General features: G+C 62.0%; 15 protein-coding genes. 12 read left to right on the top strand and 3 right to left on the bottom strand.

Annotated features, from left to right (window positions below):
- Positions 1–42 precede the first annotated feature (42 nt).
- The 9 genes from IB249_RS05310 (at position 43) to pdeM (ending at position 10,588) form a co-directional block, all read left to right on the top strand.
- Positions 43–1,077: a ligase-associated DNA damage response exonuclease gene (locus IB249_RS05310; RefSeq protein WP_192302444.1), complete on the top strand. Its 1,035-nt coding sequence runs from the start codon at positions 43–45 to the stop codon at positions 1,075–1,077.
- Positions 1,074–2,762: an ATP-dependent DNA ligase gene (locus tag IB249_RS05315; RefSeq protein WP_192302445.1), complete on the top strand. Its 1,689-nt coding sequence runs from the start codon at positions 1,074–1,076 to the stop codon at positions 2,760–2,762. The genes IB249_RS05310 and IB249_RS05315 overlap by 4 nt, the downstream gene beginning before the upstream one ends.
- Before the next feature lie 297 nt (positions 2,763–3,059).
- Positions 3,060–3,842, top strand: a complete 783-nt coding sequence (locus IB249_RS05320) for a transporter substrate-binding domain-containing protein (RefSeq protein WP_192302446.1) — start codon at positions 3,060–3,062, stop codon at positions 3,840–3,842.
- A 56-nt stretch (positions 3,843–3,898) separates the two neighbouring features.
- Positions 3,899–4,627, top strand: a complete 729-nt coding sequence (locus IB249_RS05325) for an ABC transporter permease (RefSeq protein WP_192302447.1) — start codon at positions 3,899–3,901, stop codon at positions 4,625–4,627.
- Positions 4,624–5,334, top strand: coding sequence for an ABC transporter permease (locus IB249_RS05330; RefSeq protein WP_192302448.1), 711 nt, complete (start codon positions 4,624–4,626; stop codon positions 5,332–5,334). Before IB249_RS05325 ends, IB249_RS05330 begins: the two co-directional genes overlap by 4 nt.
- An 11-nt stretch (positions 5,335–5,345) precedes the next feature.
- Entirely contained in the window at positions 5,346–6,464 is a 1,119-nt protein-coding gene (locus IB249_RS05335) for a succinylglutamate desuccinylase/aspartoacylase family protein (protein ID WP_192302449.1), read from the top strand.
- Between the two features lie 13 nt (positions 6,465–6,477).
- Positions 6,478–7,242: an ABC transporter ATP-binding protein gene (locus tag IB249_RS05340; RefSeq protein WP_192302450.1), complete on the top strand. Its 765-nt coding sequence runs from the start codon at positions 6,478–6,480 to the stop codon at positions 7,240–7,242.
- A gap of 203 nt (positions 7,243–7,445) precedes the next feature.
- Entirely contained in the window at positions 7,446–9,932 is a 2,487-nt protein-coding gene (locus IB249_RS05345; RefSeq protein ID WP_192302451.1) for a ligase-associated DNA damage response DEXH box helicase, read from the top strand.
- Positions 9,932–10,588: a ligase-associated DNA damage response endonuclease PdeM gene (gene pdeM, locus IB249_RS05350; RefSeq protein WP_192302452.1), complete on the top strand. Its 657-nt coding sequence runs from the start codon at positions 9,932–9,934 to the stop codon at positions 10,586–10,588. Before IB249_RS05345 ends, pdeM begins: the two co-directional genes overlap by 1 nt.
- A gap of 115 nt (positions 10,589–10,703) precedes the next feature.
- Here pdeM and IB249_RS05355 read toward each other — a convergent pair whose 3' ends face one another.
- On the bottom strand, positions 10,704–10,913 hold the full coding sequence (locus IB249_RS05355) for a hypothetical protein (RefSeq protein WP_192302453.1): 210 nt from the start codon (positions 10,911–10,913) through the stop codon (positions 10,704–10,706).
- A 103-nt stretch (positions 10,914–11,016) separates the two neighbouring features.
- Positions 11,017–11,583, bottom strand: a complete 567-nt coding sequence (dcd, locus tag IB249_RS05360) for a dCTP deaminase (protein WP_192302454.1) — start codon at positions 11,581–11,583, stop codon at positions 11,017–11,019.
- 352 nt (positions 11,584–11,935) lie between these two features.
- Between dcd and IB249_RS05365 the strand changes: the two genes are divergently transcribed.
- Positions 11,936–12,145 carry a cold-shock protein gene (locus IB249_RS05365; protein WP_002554837.1) on the top strand — a complete coding sequence of 70 codons (210 nt, stop codon included), beginning with the start codon at positions 11,936–11,938 and terminating at the stop codon, positions 12,143–12,145.
- 127 nt (positions 12,146–12,272) lie between these two features.
- On the opposite strand, the gene IB249_RS05370 is transcribed toward IB249_RS05365, so the two are convergent.
- Entirely contained in the window at positions 12,273–13,280 is a 1,008-nt protein-coding gene (locus IB249_RS05370) for a DUF481 domain-containing protein (protein ID WP_192302455.1), read from the bottom strand.
- A gap of 254 nt (positions 13,281–13,534) precedes the next feature.
- Here IB249_RS05370 and IB249_RS05375 point away from each other — a divergent pair, with 254 nt between their 5' ends.
- Both IB249_RS05375 and IB249_RS05380 read left to right on the top strand, forming a co-directional pair.
- Positions 13,535–13,888 carry an MGMT family protein gene (locus tag IB249_RS05375; protein WP_192302456.1) on the top strand — a complete coding sequence of 118 codons (354 nt, stop codon included), beginning with the start codon at positions 13,535–13,537 and terminating at the stop codon, positions 13,886–13,888.
- Between the two features lie 43 nt (positions 13,889–13,931).
- Positions 13,932–15,491 (top strand): AmpG family muropeptide MFS transporter, encoded by a 1,560-nt coding sequence (locus IB249_RS05380; protein ID WP_192302457.1) that lies wholly within the window; start codon positions 13,932–13,934, stop codon positions 15,489–15,491.
- Positions 15,492–15,578 lie beyond the last annotated feature (87 nt).

Genomic DNA, 15,578 nt, shown 5'->3' on the forward strand with positions numbered 1-15,578 from the left:
CGCCCGCCTCTTAGCTAACAAGCCCTCCATTGCGGTCACACCATGGACCTTGTCATCGCACGTCCCGAAGGTTTGTATTGCCCGCCCGGGGATTTCTACATCGACCCGTGGCGACCGGTCGAGCGTTCGGTCATTACCCACGCCCACGGCGACCATGCCCGCAACGGCAACCAGCATTACCTGGCCGCTGCGCCCGGCGAAGGCATTCTGCGTGCGCGACTGGGCCAGGACATCAACCTGCAGACCCTGGCGTATGGCGAACGCTTGCAGCATCACGGCGTGACCCTGAGCTTTCATCCGGCCGGGCATGTGCTTGGCTCGGCCCAGGTCCGCCTGGAATATGGCGGCGAAGTCTGGGTCGCCTCGGGGGATTACAAAATCGAACCCGACGGCACCTGCGCCCCGTTCGAGCCGGTGCGCTGCCACACCTTCATCACCGAATCGACCTTCGGCCTGCCGATCTATCGCTGGCAACCCCAGGCGCAGGTGTTCGCCGAGATCAACCAGTGGTGGCAGGCCAATGCCGCTCAGGACGAGGCCAGCGTGCTGTTCTGCTATTCCTTTGGCAAAGCCCAGCGGATTCTCCATGGCATCGACGCCAGTCTTGGCCCCATCCTGGTGCACGGTGCGGTCGAGCCGCTCAACCGGGTGTACCGCGAAGGCGGCATCTACATTCCGCCGACGATCTACGCCGGCGAGGTCAAGAAGACGGATCCGATGATGCGCAAGGCGCTGGTGCTGGCCCCGCCTTCCGCCGGTGGCAGCACCTGGATACGCCGTTTTGGCGACTACAGCGACGGTTTCGCCAGTGGCTGGATGCGCCTGCGTGGCACGCGACGCCGGCGTGGGGTCGATCGCGGTTTCGTGTTGTCCGACCACGCCGACTGGCCGGGCCTGCTGTGGGCCATCGAGCAGACCGGCGCCGAGCGCGTCATGGTCACCCACGGTTCGATTGGCGTGCTGGTGCGCCATTTGCGCGAGCAGGGCCTCGACGCCCAAGGGTTCAACACCGAGTACGGCGACGATGAAGAAGACCACGCCAGTGACGCACCAGACACCGCCGAGGTGCAGCCATGAAAGCCTTCGCCGAACTGTATGCCGACCTCGATGCGACGACCTCGAGCAACGCCAAGCTGGCGGCGATGCAACGCTATTTTGCGCAAGCGGCGCCGGAGGACGCGGCCTGGGCGGTGTACTTTCTGTCGGGCGGGCGGCCTCGGCAATTGGTGCCGGTGCGTATCCTGCGCGAGTTGGCGGTGGCGTACTCGGGCCTGTCGCCGTGGCTGTTCGAAGAAAGCTATCAAGCGGTCGGCGATCTCGCCGAAACCATCTCGCTGGTTCTGCCCGAAGCGCCCCACACGTCCAGCGACGGGCTGGCGGTATGGATCGAGGACAAACTGCTGCCCCTGCGCGGCGAAGCCCCTGAAACACTCGCCGAACGCCTGCCTGCGCTGTGGTCGCAACTGGACCGACCCAGCCTGATGCTCTGCATCAAACTCATTACCGGCAGCTTCCGCGTCGGCGTCTCCAAATTGCTGGTGACCCGCGCCCTGGCGGCCATGGCGCACCTGGACAGCAAACGCGTGGCCCAGCGACTGGTGGGCTACACCGACCTGTCCAACCGCCCGAGCGCCGCCAGTTACCTGAAGCTGATCGCCGCCGAGTCCGCCGACGAACACGCCCAGCGGGGCGGCCAGCCCTACCCGTTCTTTCTCGCCCATGCGCTGTCGCAACCGGTCGAACAGTTCGAAGCCCTGCTCGGACCGGCCAGCCAGTGGCAGGTCGAGTGGAAATGGGACGGCATCCGCGCCCAGGTGGTCAAGCGCGAGGGACGGCTTTGGGTATGGTCACGGGGCGAAGAGCTGGTCACCGAACGTTTTCCCGAATTCGACAGCCTGGTCCATGGCCTGCCCGACGGCACGGTGATCGACGGTGAAATCGTGGCCTGGAAAACCGCGACGCCCGACACCGAAGACGCCTTCGACCCCATGACGCCGACCTCGCCTGCCGTGCAACCGTTCGCCCTGCTGCAACAGCGGATCGGACGCAAAACCCTGGGCAGGAAGATCCTCGATGAAGTGCCGGTGGTGCTCCTCGCCTACGACTTGCTGGAATGGCAAGGCGCAGACTGGCGCAACCAGCCTCAAACCGAACGCCGCAGACAACTGGAACAGCTCATCGCCCAGAGCAACAACCCGGTGTTGCTGCCCTCCCCCGTGCTGACCGGCGAAGACTGGTTCGACCTCGCCCGCCAACGCGAAGCCTCGCGCAGCCTCGGGGTCGAAGGCATGATGCTCAAAGCCCGGGACGCATTGTATGGCGTCGGCCGGACCAAGGACATGGGCACCTGGTGGAAATGGAAAGTCGACCCCTTCAGCGTCGACGCGGTGTTGATCTACGCGCAACGCGGGCATGGTCGGCGAGCCAGCCTCTACAGCGACTACACCTTCGCCGTGTGGGACGGTCCGCCCGATGCCAGCGAACGGACCCTGGTGCCATTCGCCAAGGCCTATTCGGGGCTGACCGATGCAGAAATGCGTCAGGTCGACAGCATCGTGCGCAAGACTACGGTCGAGAAGTTCGGCCCGGTCAGCAGCGTTAAACCGAGCCTGGTGTTTGAATTGGGCTTCGAAGGCATCGCCCTGTCCAAGCGTCACAAGAGCGGCATTGCCGTGAGGTTTCCGCGCATGCTGCGCTGGCGCCAGGACAAGAGCGTCGAAGAGGCCGACAACCTGGGGACGCTGCAGGATTTGCTGGCCTGAAACCTGTAGAAGCGAGCTCGCTCGGGAGGGTCGCCAGGGATGACGCGCCCCTCTCCATGCCCTCGCGAGCAGGCACGCTCCCACACAGGCTTCAGGCGTGCGCACCCCCCAAAAAGGTGCACCCTATTCACGGCGCCCGTTTTCGTGCACTAATCCCATCCGGCAATTTCCTGAACGCCTTTTAAACGCTTGTTCGGCACTCTGGTTCGGAAATTGCTACTTTCATTAGGTCTTACGCTTACCAGTAACAATAAATCTGCGCCACAAGCGCTCATATTGGTTCTTAGGGATTGAATAATGAAAAAAGCATTGCTGACCCTTTCTGCACTGGCGTTGTGCGTAACTGCTGGCTCTGCGCTGGCCAAGGAATACAAGGAATTGCGTTTCGGCGTCGACCCTTCCTACGCACCGTTCGAGTCGAAAGCGGCCGACGGTAGCCTGGTGGGTTTCGACATCGACCTGGGTAACGCGATTTGCGCCGAGCTGAAGGTCAAGTGCAAATGGGTCGAAAGCGATTTCGACGGCATGATTCCTGGCCTCAAGGCCAATAAATTCGACGGTGTCATCTCTTCGATGACCGTGACCCCGGCCCGTGAAAAAGTCATCGACTTCTCCAGCGAGCTGTTCTCCGGCCCAACCGCCTATGTGTTCAAGAAAGGTTCGGGTGTGACCGCTGACGTCGCCTCGCTCAAAGGCAAGACCGTGGGCTATGAGCAAGGCACCATTCAGGAAGCCTACGCCAAGGCCGTACTGGACAAGGCCGGCGTGAAAACCCAGGCCTATCAGAACCAGGATCAGGTGTACGCTGACCTGACCTCCGGCCGCCTCGACGCCGGGATCCAGGACATGCTGCAAGCCGAGCTGGGCTTCCTCAAGTCGCCGAACGGCGCCGATTACGAAATCAGCCAGCCGGTCGACAGCGAACTGCTGCCAGCCAAAACCGCTGTCGGCATTAAGAAAGGTAACACCGAGCTGAAGGCGCTTTTGGATAAAGGTATCAAAGCGTTACACGATGATGGCACCTACGCCACCATTCAGAAGAAACACTTTGGCGATCTGAATCTGTACAGCGGCAAATAATGCCAGGCGCCCATCTCGCGATGGGCGCTTTTCTCTTCCGATCAGGTTGCTGATTTATGTTCGAAAACCTCCTGCAAAATCTGGGGCTCTCAGCCTTCAGCCTCAAGGGCTTCGGTCCGTTGCTGATGGAAGGCACCTGGATGACCATCAAATTATCGGCGATGTCGCTGCTGGTGGCCGTATTGCTCGGCCTGCTCGGCGCCAGTGCCAAGCTGTCAAAAGTCAAACTGCTGCGCCTGCCTGCCCAGTGCTACACCACGTTGATTCGCGGCGTACCGGACCTGGTACTGATGCTGCTGATCTTCTACAGCCTGCAAACCTGGCTGACGTCGTTCACCGATTACATGGAATGGGAATACATCGAGATCAACCCGTTCAGCGCCGGGGTCCTGACCCTGGGCTTCATTTACGGTGCGTATTTCACCGAGACCTTCCGTGGCGCGATCCTCGCGGTGCCACGGGGCCAGGTCGAAGCCGCCGTCGCCTATGGCCTCAAACGCGGACAGCGGTTCTGGATCGTGGTGTTCCCGCAGATGATGCGCTACGCCCTGCCGGGCATCGGCAACAACTGGATGGTGATGCTCAAGGCCACCGCGCTGGTCTCGATCATCGGCCTGGCCGACCTGGTCAAGGCTGCGCAGGACGCCGGTAAAAGCACCTATCAACTGTTCTACTTCCTGGTGCTGGCCGCCCTGATCTACCTGGTGATCACCAGTGTTTCCAACTTCATTCTGCGTTGGCTGGAACGTCGCTACGCCGCCGGCACACGGGAGGCCGTACGATGATCGAACTCCTGCAGGAATACTGGAAGCCTTTCCTTTATAGCGACGGCAACAACATCACTGGCCTGGCCATGACCCTGTGGCTGCTCAGTGCGTCGATTTTCTTCGGTTTCCTCGTCTCGATCCCGCTGTCCATCGCCCGGGTGTCGAGCCATTTCTACGTTCGCTGGCCGGTGCAGTTCTACACCTACCTGTTCCGGGGCACACCGCTGTATATCCAGCTGCTGATCTGCTACACCGGGATCTACAGCCTGGCCGCCGTGCGCGCGCAGCCGCTGCTCGACAGCTTCTTCCGCGATGCGATGAACTGCACCATCCTGGCCTTCGCGCTGAACACCTGCGCCTACACCACGGAGATTTTCGCCGGGGCGATCCGCAGCATGAACCACGGCGAAGTCGAAGCCGCCAAGGCCTACGGGCTGACCGGCTGGAAGCTGTATGCCTACGTGATCATGCCATCGGCGTTGCGCCGTTCGCTGCCGTACTACAGCAACGAAGTGATCCTGATGCTGCACTCGACCACCGTGGCGTTCACCGCAACGATTCCGGACATCCTCAAGGTAGCGCGGGATGCCAACTCGGCGACCTTCCTGACGTTCCAGTCGTTCGGCATCGCCGCGCTGATCTACCTGGCTATCACCTTCACGCTGGTCGGTCTGTTCCGTCTCGCCGAACGCCGATGGCTGGCCTTCCTCGGGCCAACCCACTAGGACACGCAAAAATGCACCACCAGATCCACGACCTGCTGGCCCCGCTGCCGGGGACCGCACGACAGATTCACAGCTTCCACTTCGGCCCGCAGTCGGCCAACGGCAAGATCTACATCCAGGCGTCCCTGCACGCCGATGAAATGCCCGGCATGCTGGTCGCCTGGCACCTCAAGCAGCGCCTGGCGGAACTGGAAGCCGCCGGCCGCCTGCGCAGCGAAATCGTGCTGGTGCCGGTGGCCAACCCGGTCGGCCTCGAACAGGTGCTGATGGACGTGCCGCTGGGCCGCTACGAGCTGGAAAGCGGGCAGAACTTCAACCGCTGGTTCGTCGATTTGAGCGAGGAAGTCGGCAATGCAATCGAAGGCCTGCTCGGCGACGACCCGCAACGCAACCTCGAACTCATCCGCCGCAGCCTGCGCGCAGCGCTGGCACGCCAGACCGCCAGCACCCAGTTGCAATCGCAACGCCTGACCTTGCAACGCCTGGCCTGTGATGCCGACATGGTGCTGGACCTGCATTGCGACTTCGAAGCCGTCGCGCACCTCTACACCACGCCCGAGGCCTGGCCGCAGGTCGAGCCGCTGGCGCGCTACATCGGTTCCGAAGCCAGCCTGCTGGCCACCGACTCCGGCGGCCAGTCGTTCGACGAGTGCTTCACCCTGCTGTGGTGGCAATTGAAGGAGCGCTTTGGCGAACACTTCGATATTCCACTGGGGAGTTTTTCCGTGACCGTCGAACTGCGCGGCCAGGGCGACGTCAACCACCCGCTGGCCAGCCTCGACTGCCAGGCCCTGCTCGATTACCTGATTCACTTCGGTGCGATTTCCGGCGACCCGCAGCCCCTGCCCGAGCTGCCGTATCCGGCCACGCCGCTGGCGGCCGTCGAGCCGGTGACAACCCCCGTGGGCGGTTTGCTGGTGTACACCGCGCTGCCGGGGGAATACCTGGAGGCTGGCCAGTTGATCGCCGAAATCATCGACCCGGTCAATGATCGCGTCACGCCCATTCACTGCACCGTCGCCGGGCTGATGTACGCCCGCTCATTGCGGCGCATGGCCACTGCCGGCATGGTGATCGCCCATGTCGCGGGCACCGAAGCCTATCGCAGCGGTTACCTACTTTCGCCTTGAGGATGCCTGCTCCATGTACAAACTGACCATTGAAGGCCTGCATAAAAGCTATGGCGATCATGAAGTGCTCAAGGGTGTTTCGCTCAAGGCCAACACCGGCGATGTCATCAGTCTGATCGGCGCCAGCGGCTCGGGCAAAAGTACCTTCCTGCGCTGCATCAACTTTCTCGAACAGCCCAACGACGGCGCGATGACCCTGGACGGCCAGAACATCCGCATGATCAAGGATCGCCATGGCATGCATGTGGCCGATGCCGACGAGCTGCAGCGCATTCGCACGCGCCTGGCCATGGTGTTTCAGCACTTCAACCTGTGGAGCCACATGACCGTGCTGGAAAACATCACCATGGCACCGCGCCGGGTGCTGGGCTGCAGCAAGCAGGAGGCCGAAGACCGCGCCCGTCGCTACCTCGACAAAGTGGGCCTCGCCGCCCGCGTGGCAGACCAGTACCCGGCGTTTCTGTCCGGCGGCCAGCAGCAACGGGTCGCCATCGCCCGGGCCCTGGCCATGGAACCGGAAGTCATGCTGTTCGACGAACCCACCTCGGCACTCGACCCGGAACTGGTGGGCGAAGTGCTGAGGGTGATCCAGGGTCTGGCCGAAGAAGGCCGGACCATGATCATGGTCACCCACGAAATGAGCTTCGCCCGCAAAGTGTCGAACCAGGTGCTGTTCCTGCACCAGGGGCTGGTCGAGGAAGAAGGCGCGCCGGAAGACGTGCTGGGCAATCCGAAGAGCGAGCGGTTGAAGCAGTTTCTCAGCGGTAACCTGAAGTAGACATCAAACCTGCGTAGGAGCGAGGTTGCTCGCGATGGTCGTCAACGAAAAAAGCCTGTTCCAGGGATAAACGCGTCGACGCTCAGTTCATCGCAAGCAGGCTCGCTTCCACAGGGGGGCACGCACTGCTCGCAAGCCCGATTAAACTCTTCGCCCCCCACCGTAGTCTCTGAAAGAACACGTTCAGAGCGCACACCGCCGGCATGGGAAATTCCCCCGACTACGCAAAGCACTGGTTCACCGCTCGCGGCTGGAAGCCGTTCGCCTTTCAGAAACAGGTGTGGGCTGCCGTCAAACAGGGGCAATCCGGCTTGCTGCATGCGAGCACCGGCGGCGGCAAAACCTACGCGGTGTGGTTCGCCGCGCTCAATCGTTTCGCCGTCACCCTCCCGCCAGTTGAAAATCCACGCAAGCGAAAACCCGCCGCCGAACCCCTGACCGTCCTGTGGATCACGCCCATGCGCGCCCTGGCCGCCGACACGGCGCGGGCACTGGAGGCACCGTTACAGGATCTGCAGATCCCTTGGAGCGTCGGTTTGCGCACCGGCGACACCAGCAGCAGCGAACGCGCACGCCAGGGCCGGCGGCTGCCCACCACGCTGATTACCACGCCGGAAAGCCTCACCCTGATGCTCGCCCGCGCCGACGCACACACCGCGCTGTCGACCTTGCGCATGGTGGTGGTCGATGAATGGCACGAACTGCTCGGCAACAAGCGCGGCGTGCAACTGCAATTGGTGCTCGCCCGCCTCCGGCGGTGGAATCCTGACCTGATCGTGTGGGGCGTTTCGGCGACCCTGGGCAATCAGGCCCACGCCGGGCAGGTGTTGATCCCCCAGGGTGGCGGCATCAGTGTGCAGGGACAAAGCAGTAAAGCGTTGCAAGTCGACACCTTGCTGCCGCCGGCCATCGAACGCTTTCCCTGGGCCGGGCATATCGGCTTGAAGATGCTGCCGCAGGTGGCGGCCGAGATTGAATCCAGCCCCAGCAGCCTGGTGTTCACCAACACCCGCGCGCAATCGGAGATCTGGTACCAGGCCTTGCTGGAAGCCCGCCCCGACTGGGCCGGATTGATTGCGCTGCATCACGGTTCGCTGTCCCGCGAAACCCGCGACTGGGTTGAGCGGGCGCTCAAAGACGGCCAGCTCAAAGCGGTGGTCTGCACCTCCAGCCTGGACCTGGGTGTGGATTTCCTGCCGGTGGAGCGGGTGCTGCAAATCGGCTCGGCCAAGGGTGTGGCGCGGCTGATGCAACGGGCGGGCCGCTCCGGCCACGCACCGGGGCGTGTGTCGCGGGTGACCCTGGTGCCCACTCACAGCCTGGAGTTGATCGAAGCCGCCGCGGCACAGGACGCGGTGGCCCAGCGCCGCATCGAGCCCCGCGAGTCGCCGCACAAGCCGCTGGATGTGCTGGTCCAGCATCTGGTCAGCATGGCGTTGGGTGGTGGCTTTCTTCCGGATGAGCTGTATGAAGAAGTCCGCACCGCCTGGGCCTATCGTGATCTCACAGAGGAAGACTGGCGCTGGGCGCTGGCATTCGTACGTCATGGCGGACTTTCCCTGACAGCCTATCCGGACTATCGCCGCGTCGAGCCCGATGAACAGGGTATCTGGCGCGTACCGGATGCGCGGTTGGCCCGCCGACATCGCATGAGCATCGGCACGATTGTCAGCGACGCAAGCATCCACTTGAAGTTCTGGAGCAAAGGCGGTGGCGGCAAGCAGTTGGGCAGCGTCGAGGAAGGCTTTATCGCCCGCCTCAAACCCGGTGACGGGTTTCTCTTCGCCGGGCGCCTGCTGGAATTGGTGCGCGTGGAAAACATGACCGCCTACGTCAAGCGCAGCACCGTGAAAAAAGCCGCCGTGCCCCGCTGGAATGGGGGGCGCATGCCGCTTTCCAATGAATTGGCGCAAGCAGTGGTTACCCGCTTCAGCGCAGCCGCACAGGGCGAATTCAGCGGCCCGGAAATGCAGGCGCTGCGTCCGCTGCTGGCGGTTCAACAACGCTGGTCCGGATTGCCGACCGAGCACAGCCTGCTGGCCGAAACCCTCAAATCCCGCGAAGGCTGGCACCTGTTCCTCTACCCCTTCGCCGGTCGCCAGGTGCACTTGGGGCTGGCGAGCCTGCTGGCATGGCGCGTCAGCCAGCAACAGGCGGTGACGTTTTCCATTGCTGTCAACGATTACGGGCTGGAGCTGCTCAGCGCCACCCCGGTGGACTGGCCCGATGCCTTGAACCCTGGCCTGTTGAGCCCCGAACATCTATTGCGCGATGTGCTGGCCAGCCTGAATGCCGGTGAGCTGGCGCTGCGCCGCTTTCGCGAAATCGCGCGGATAGCCGGGCTGGTGTTCGCCGGTTATCCCGGCGCACCGAAAAGCACTCGCCAGGTTCAGGCCTCCAGCGGTTTGTTCTATGAAGTGTTCAAGCAGTACGACGCCGGGAACCTGCTGCTGGCCCAGGCCGGGGAGGAAGTCCTGCGCAACGAGCTGGATATTCATCGACTGCAGCAGACACTGACGCGCATCGGTCGGCTGCGGCTGGACGTGCATGTGCTCAAGCGGCCGACGCCGCTCAGTTTTCCCCTGCTGGTGGAGCGCATGCGCGAGAGCATGAGTTCGGAAAAACTCGCCGACCGCATCCGACGCATGGTCAGCGACCTGGAGAACACCGCCGAAACCGGAAAAGCCTGATGAAGACGGCCTACCCCATACAACTGGCCGGCGAAGCGCTGTGGCTGCTGCCGGAAAAAGCCCTGTACTGGCCGGCGCAACAAGCCTTGCTGGTGGCCGACGTGCACTTCGGCAAAGCCGCCGCCTACCGCAGCCTTGGCCAGCCGGTGCCCCAGGGCACCACCGCGAGCAACATCGCGGTACTGGATGACCTGCTGGCCGCGCTGCCGTGCCGCCAGCTGATTTTCCTCGGGGACTTTCTCCACGGGCCCGGCTCCCACGCCAGCGCCACGCTGGACGCACTGACGGCGTGGCGAGCCCGACACCGCGACCTGCCGATGACCTTGATTCGCGGCAATCACGACAAGCGCGCGGGTGATCCGCCTGCATCACTGGCCATTCGGGTCGTGGCGGAACCGATGCTGTTGGGCCCGTTTGCGCTACAGCATGAACCCGCCCCTCATCCGCAGCGGCATGTGCTCGCGGGGCATGTGCATCCGGTTTACCGGCTCAGTGGCCGGGGTCGGCAGCGCCTGCGGCTGGCGTGTTTCAGGTTTGGCGAGCACGTCAGCCTGTTGCCGGCGTTCGGTGCGTTTACCGGGGGCTATCCGGTGGAGAGGGACGAGCGCAGTCGAGTCTTCGTGATTGGCGACAACGAAATATGGCCCGTCAGTTGATCAACCGCCAGGAGCGAGCTTGCTCGCGATGACATTCCAGGCAACAGCGCAACAGCGCGCGTCACCGTTGATGTCCATCGCGGGCAATCAAGCGTCGACAGGCAGCTCCCGCAGATCAGGCGACAGGTGCTGGAGGCGGTTCGTCGGGCAGCGTCGGCTCACCGGGTTCGGTGGGCTGTTCGTTGGGGGTGTCAGGGTCGGGTTGGCCGGGGATGCCCCCTGCCATGGCGACAGGCGGGTGCGCCAACAAGGACCAGGCCAAAACGCCAACTTGATTGGGCTCAAGCCTTGCCAGTTCGGCACTTATTCGCGGATCGATCTTCATGGAGCACTCCTGAGCTAAGGCCCCGCCCGCTGTACGCGAACCGGGCAGTACACCCAATAGAGTGTCTACCCGCTCAGGAATTCCCGCGATCTGGATGAATGGATCAGGTACGTGGCAGGGTCACGCCACGCTGGCCCTGGTACTTGCCGCCGCGGTCCTTATAGGACACTTCGCACTCTTCGTCGGATTCGAGGAACAACATCTGCGCCACACCTTCGTTGGCGTAGATTTTCGCCGGCAGGTTGGTGGTGTTGGAGAATTCCAGGGTCACGTGGCCTTCCCACTCCGGCTCCAGCGGGGTGACGTTGACGATGATGCCGCAACGGGCGTAGGTGCTCTTGCCCAGGCAGATGGTCAGCACATTGCGCGGAATGCGGAAGTACTCGACGGTGCTGGCCAGCGCGAAGGAGTTCGGCGGGATGATGCAGACATCGCTTTCGATGTCGACGAAGCTGCCGGCGTCGAAGTTCTTCGGGTCGACGATGGCCGAGTTGATGTTGGTGAACACCTTGAATTTGTTGGTGCAACGCACATCGTAGCCATAGCTGGACACGCCGAAGGAGATCACCCGACTGTCGCTCTCGCCGCGCACCTGGCGCTCGACGAAAGGCTCGATCATGTTGTGTTCCTGCGCCATGCGGCGAATCCACTTGTCCGATTTGATGCTCATGGCGATGTCCTGAATAGCGAGGTGGAAAAAATCTGTCCGGCATCTTACCGGGGCCGCGCCCAGGGTTCAAAGACCGGGCGCAATTCTCGGCGATCCTGCGTAAAACATGGGGCTTTACGCCAGGGGGACGCACCGTCAGTCACGAAAACCGAGAAACCTTCGCAAGAAGCATTGGCACGTTCCGGAAAAAGGGTTAAGGTGGCGCCACTGTGCTGCTTGTGTCACTGAGAATCTCTACACGATATGTTGAATTTCGATCCAACCATCTACAAGAATTTTTCCTGCTCTTTGCACTCAGTCTCGACCAGGGTTCTTCCTGAGTCGCAGTTATCTTTGTTCAAGGAGTTACACCATGTCTAATCGCCAAACCGGTACCGTTAAGTGGTTCAACGATGAAAAAGGCTTCGGCTTCATCACTCCACAATCCGGTGACGACCTGTTCGTTCACTTCAAAGCTATCCAATCCGACGGCTTCAAAAGCCTGAAAGAAGGCCAACAGGTTTCTTTCATCGCTACCCGCGGTCAGAAAGGCATGCAAGCTGAAGAAGTTCAAGTTATCTAACTTGTCCTTGCTTTAGTAAAAAGCCCCGCCCTCAACAGCGGGGCTTTTTTGTGCCTGGCGTTTTGTTCAGGACTGCAGGGCAAAAAAAAATCGCGACCCAAGGGCCGCGATTTTTCTGCTCCACGTCTTACCAAGTCACGCCAAAACCTGCGGTGTAACGTGTCTTGTCCAGATCCGCATCATGGGTGCCACTGATGATGTCACGCTCGGCCTTGAGGTTGAGCGACGCCCACTCCGTCACCTTGTAGCGCAGGCCCATCTCGGCATCCAGCGCGTACTCGGCGACGCCGGACAGCGGCTTGCCGACTTCGCCGTTGGTGAAGAACTCGACTTTCTTGCCAATCAGGTAGCGGTTGTAATCCCACTTCATGGCCACGGAGTAGAAGTTCTCCTTGCTGCCGTCTTCAAACTCGTAGTCGGTGCGGTTGATCAGCGAACCGAGTGAGAACGCACCCAACTCGTCGTCCCAGAACTGGTAACCCGGACCGGTACCGACCGTGCGCTGGCGAGACAGCTCTTCGACCTTGTCGCGCTTGTACACCAGCCGGCCTTGCCAAAACCATTTATCGGTCAGGAAACGGTCGAGGGAATATTCGGCGCGCCAGTTGTCCGTGGTCACCTCGTCATCCTGGAACTCGCGGTTGTACTCGCCTTCGGCAATGTGCCGCCACCGGCCGTGGCGCGCGGTGGTCTTGAAATCGATGTCGTAGTCGTCGGTGTCTTTTTCCGCGCGCTGGTAATCCAGGGCCGCATCGATGTTGCCCTTCCACACCAGGTCTTCGACGACCGGCTTGGGCTTGAGGATCTGCTGAATACTGGCCAGCTCCACGGTCTTGGGCGCCTCACCGTTGGCGAGGGTGACCTTGCCGTCCTCGGCCGAATGCAGCGACTTGGCTTTCTCGCCGGTGTAGGCGTCCTGCTTGACCAGCAACTCCTGATCGCTTTCCAGAGTTTTCACCTGTTTCCAATCGATCGGCACCGCCCCGGCGTATTCGGTCTGAATCAACAGTTTGCCGCCGTCGAACAAGGTGATCTTGCCGCTCACCTTGTCTCCGTTCTTCAACCAGACGGTATCGGCGAGCAAGGGGGTGGAAGCACCGAGGACAGCTAGGCACAGCAGAGTTCTGGAGACCATAAGCAAAACAATCGCTCAAAGTTGCGGAAAAATCGGCATTATCCGTAGGAATAAGACCCTAGCAACGACTGACCCGACGATTTCTATTGAGTTCATTTCTCAGTTGCCAATCGACGATTTACTCTACGGACGGTATTGCCCGGATGCGGGAGCGAGCCTGCCCGCGATAAACCGAATGAGGCACCTTGCTCCAGGCAGTTCCCGTTATCGTCAATTGATCATCGCGAGCACCTACGCTCCTGCAGGAACCCAACGTGAGCGATCCCACCGTCGAAACCGAAAGTGCCGCGCAAATCCGACGCACGGCGCTCTACCTGACCCTGGCGCAAGTGCCCGAGGGCAAAGTCGTGAGTTATGGTCAGCTTGCCGAACTGGCGGGCCTGGGTCGCGCGGCGCGATGGGTCGGCCGGACCCTGAGCCAACTGCCCGGCGACACCAAACTGCCCTGGCATCGGGTACTCGGTGCGGGCGGCAGAATCAGCCTGCCGGCCGGCAGCCCTTCAGGCGACGAACAGCGCGCACGATTACGCGACGAAGGCATCAGCATCCTGAATAATCGTGTTGATATTCGGTGCCATGGCTGGCGCCCGGTAGAGCACAGCGGTTAGAGTGCGCGCTTTGTTTCTGAAATTTTGAGGCAGACTTCAGCCCATGCCCCGTAAAACCTGGCGCGCCGCGCTTGCTGCCTATGCCAGCCCTTCGACACTTGTGCTGTTGTTGCTTGGTTTCGCCGCCGGCTTGCCCTACATGCTGGTATTTTCGACGCTTTCGGTCTGGTTGCGCGAAGCCGGTGTGGCTCGCGAAACCATTGGCTATGCCAGCCTGATCGGTCTGGCCTACGCCTTCAAATGGGTCTGGTCACCGCTGCTCGATCAATGGCGCCTGCCGTTGCTCGGCAAGCTCGGCCGCCGTCGTTCGTGGCTGGTGCTTTCCCAGGCACTGGTGATTCTGGGTCTGATCGGCATGGGTTTCTGCGACCCGCAAAAACACCTGTCCTGGCTGATCGCCATCGCCGTACTCGTGGCCTTCGCCTCGGCGACCCAGGACATCGCGGTCGACGCCTACCGCCTGGAAATCGCCGACGACAGCCGCCAGGCTGCGCTGGCCGCCAGCTACATGTCCGGTTATCGAGTGGCAGCACTGCTGGCCACCGCCGGCGCCCTGTACTTCGCCGAGGGTTTCGGCTCCACCGGCTTCAATTACAAGCATTCGGCGTGGGCCGGCACTTACCTGCTGTTTGGTGTGCTGATGGTCCCGGCGCTGCTGACGTCGCTGTTCATGCGCGAACCACCGGTGCCGCTGCGCACGCAACTGCAGGCCGGGCGCTACAGCTTCGTGCATCAACTGGCCTCGGTGTTCGTACTGATCGTGCTGCTGGTGTCCGTGCCGGCGACCTTCACCCAGCTCTTCAACACCGACTTCGCCAGCGTACTGTTCGGCGGTGTCAGCCTGCTCGACCTGCTGCTCGAGGATCGTGCCTTCTTGCGCGCCATCCTCTATATCACGCTGACCGCCATGTGCCTGTCGGCCATGGGGCGCCGCGGCCTCGCGCCGGTGCTGACACCGGTCAACGACTTCATCCTGCGCTACCGCTGGCAGGCGCTGCTGCTGCTCGGGCTGATCGCTACCTATCGGATGTCGGATACGGTCATGGGCGTGATGGCCAACGTCTTCTACATCGACCAAGGTTTCACCAAGGACCAGATTGCCAGCGTCAGCAAGATCTTCGGCCTGATCATGACCCTCGTCGGGGCCGGCATGGGCGGCCTGCTGATCGTGCGTTTCGGCATCCTGCCAATCCTGTTCATCGGCGGCGCGGCGTCAGCCGCTACCAACCTGCTGTTCCTGATGCTCGCCGACATGGGCGCCAACCTGAACATGCTGATCGTGACCATTTCCCTGGACAACTTCAGCTCGGGCCTGGCGACCTCGGCGTTCGTCGCCTACCTGTCGAGCCTGACCAACCTCAAGTTCTCCGCCACCCAATACGCCCTGCTCAGCTCGATCATGCTCCTGCTGCCGCGCCTGATCGGCGGCTACTCGGGGGTCATGGTGGAAAAATTCGGCTATCACAATTTCTTCCTGATCACCGCGCTGCTCGGCGTTCCGACACTGCTGTTGATTGCCTTGCACTGGTTCCAGGAGAGCCGGCGCGAAGGCCCCACTCCCACCCCGGAGCCGGCGCCCACGCAAGTTGCGGAAGAATCGTAGGGCGTTCACCCAGCCAGCATCGCAACGGGCGGGGAGATTCCCGCCCACCTGCCACACCGCCGACCGCACGCCTGTACGCCAGCGGAT

The organism is Pseudomonas sp. PDM04 (assembly GCF_014851765.1).
Lineage (GTDB): Bacteria > Pseudomonadota > Gammaproteobacteria > Pseudomonadales > Pseudomonadaceae > Aquipseudomonas.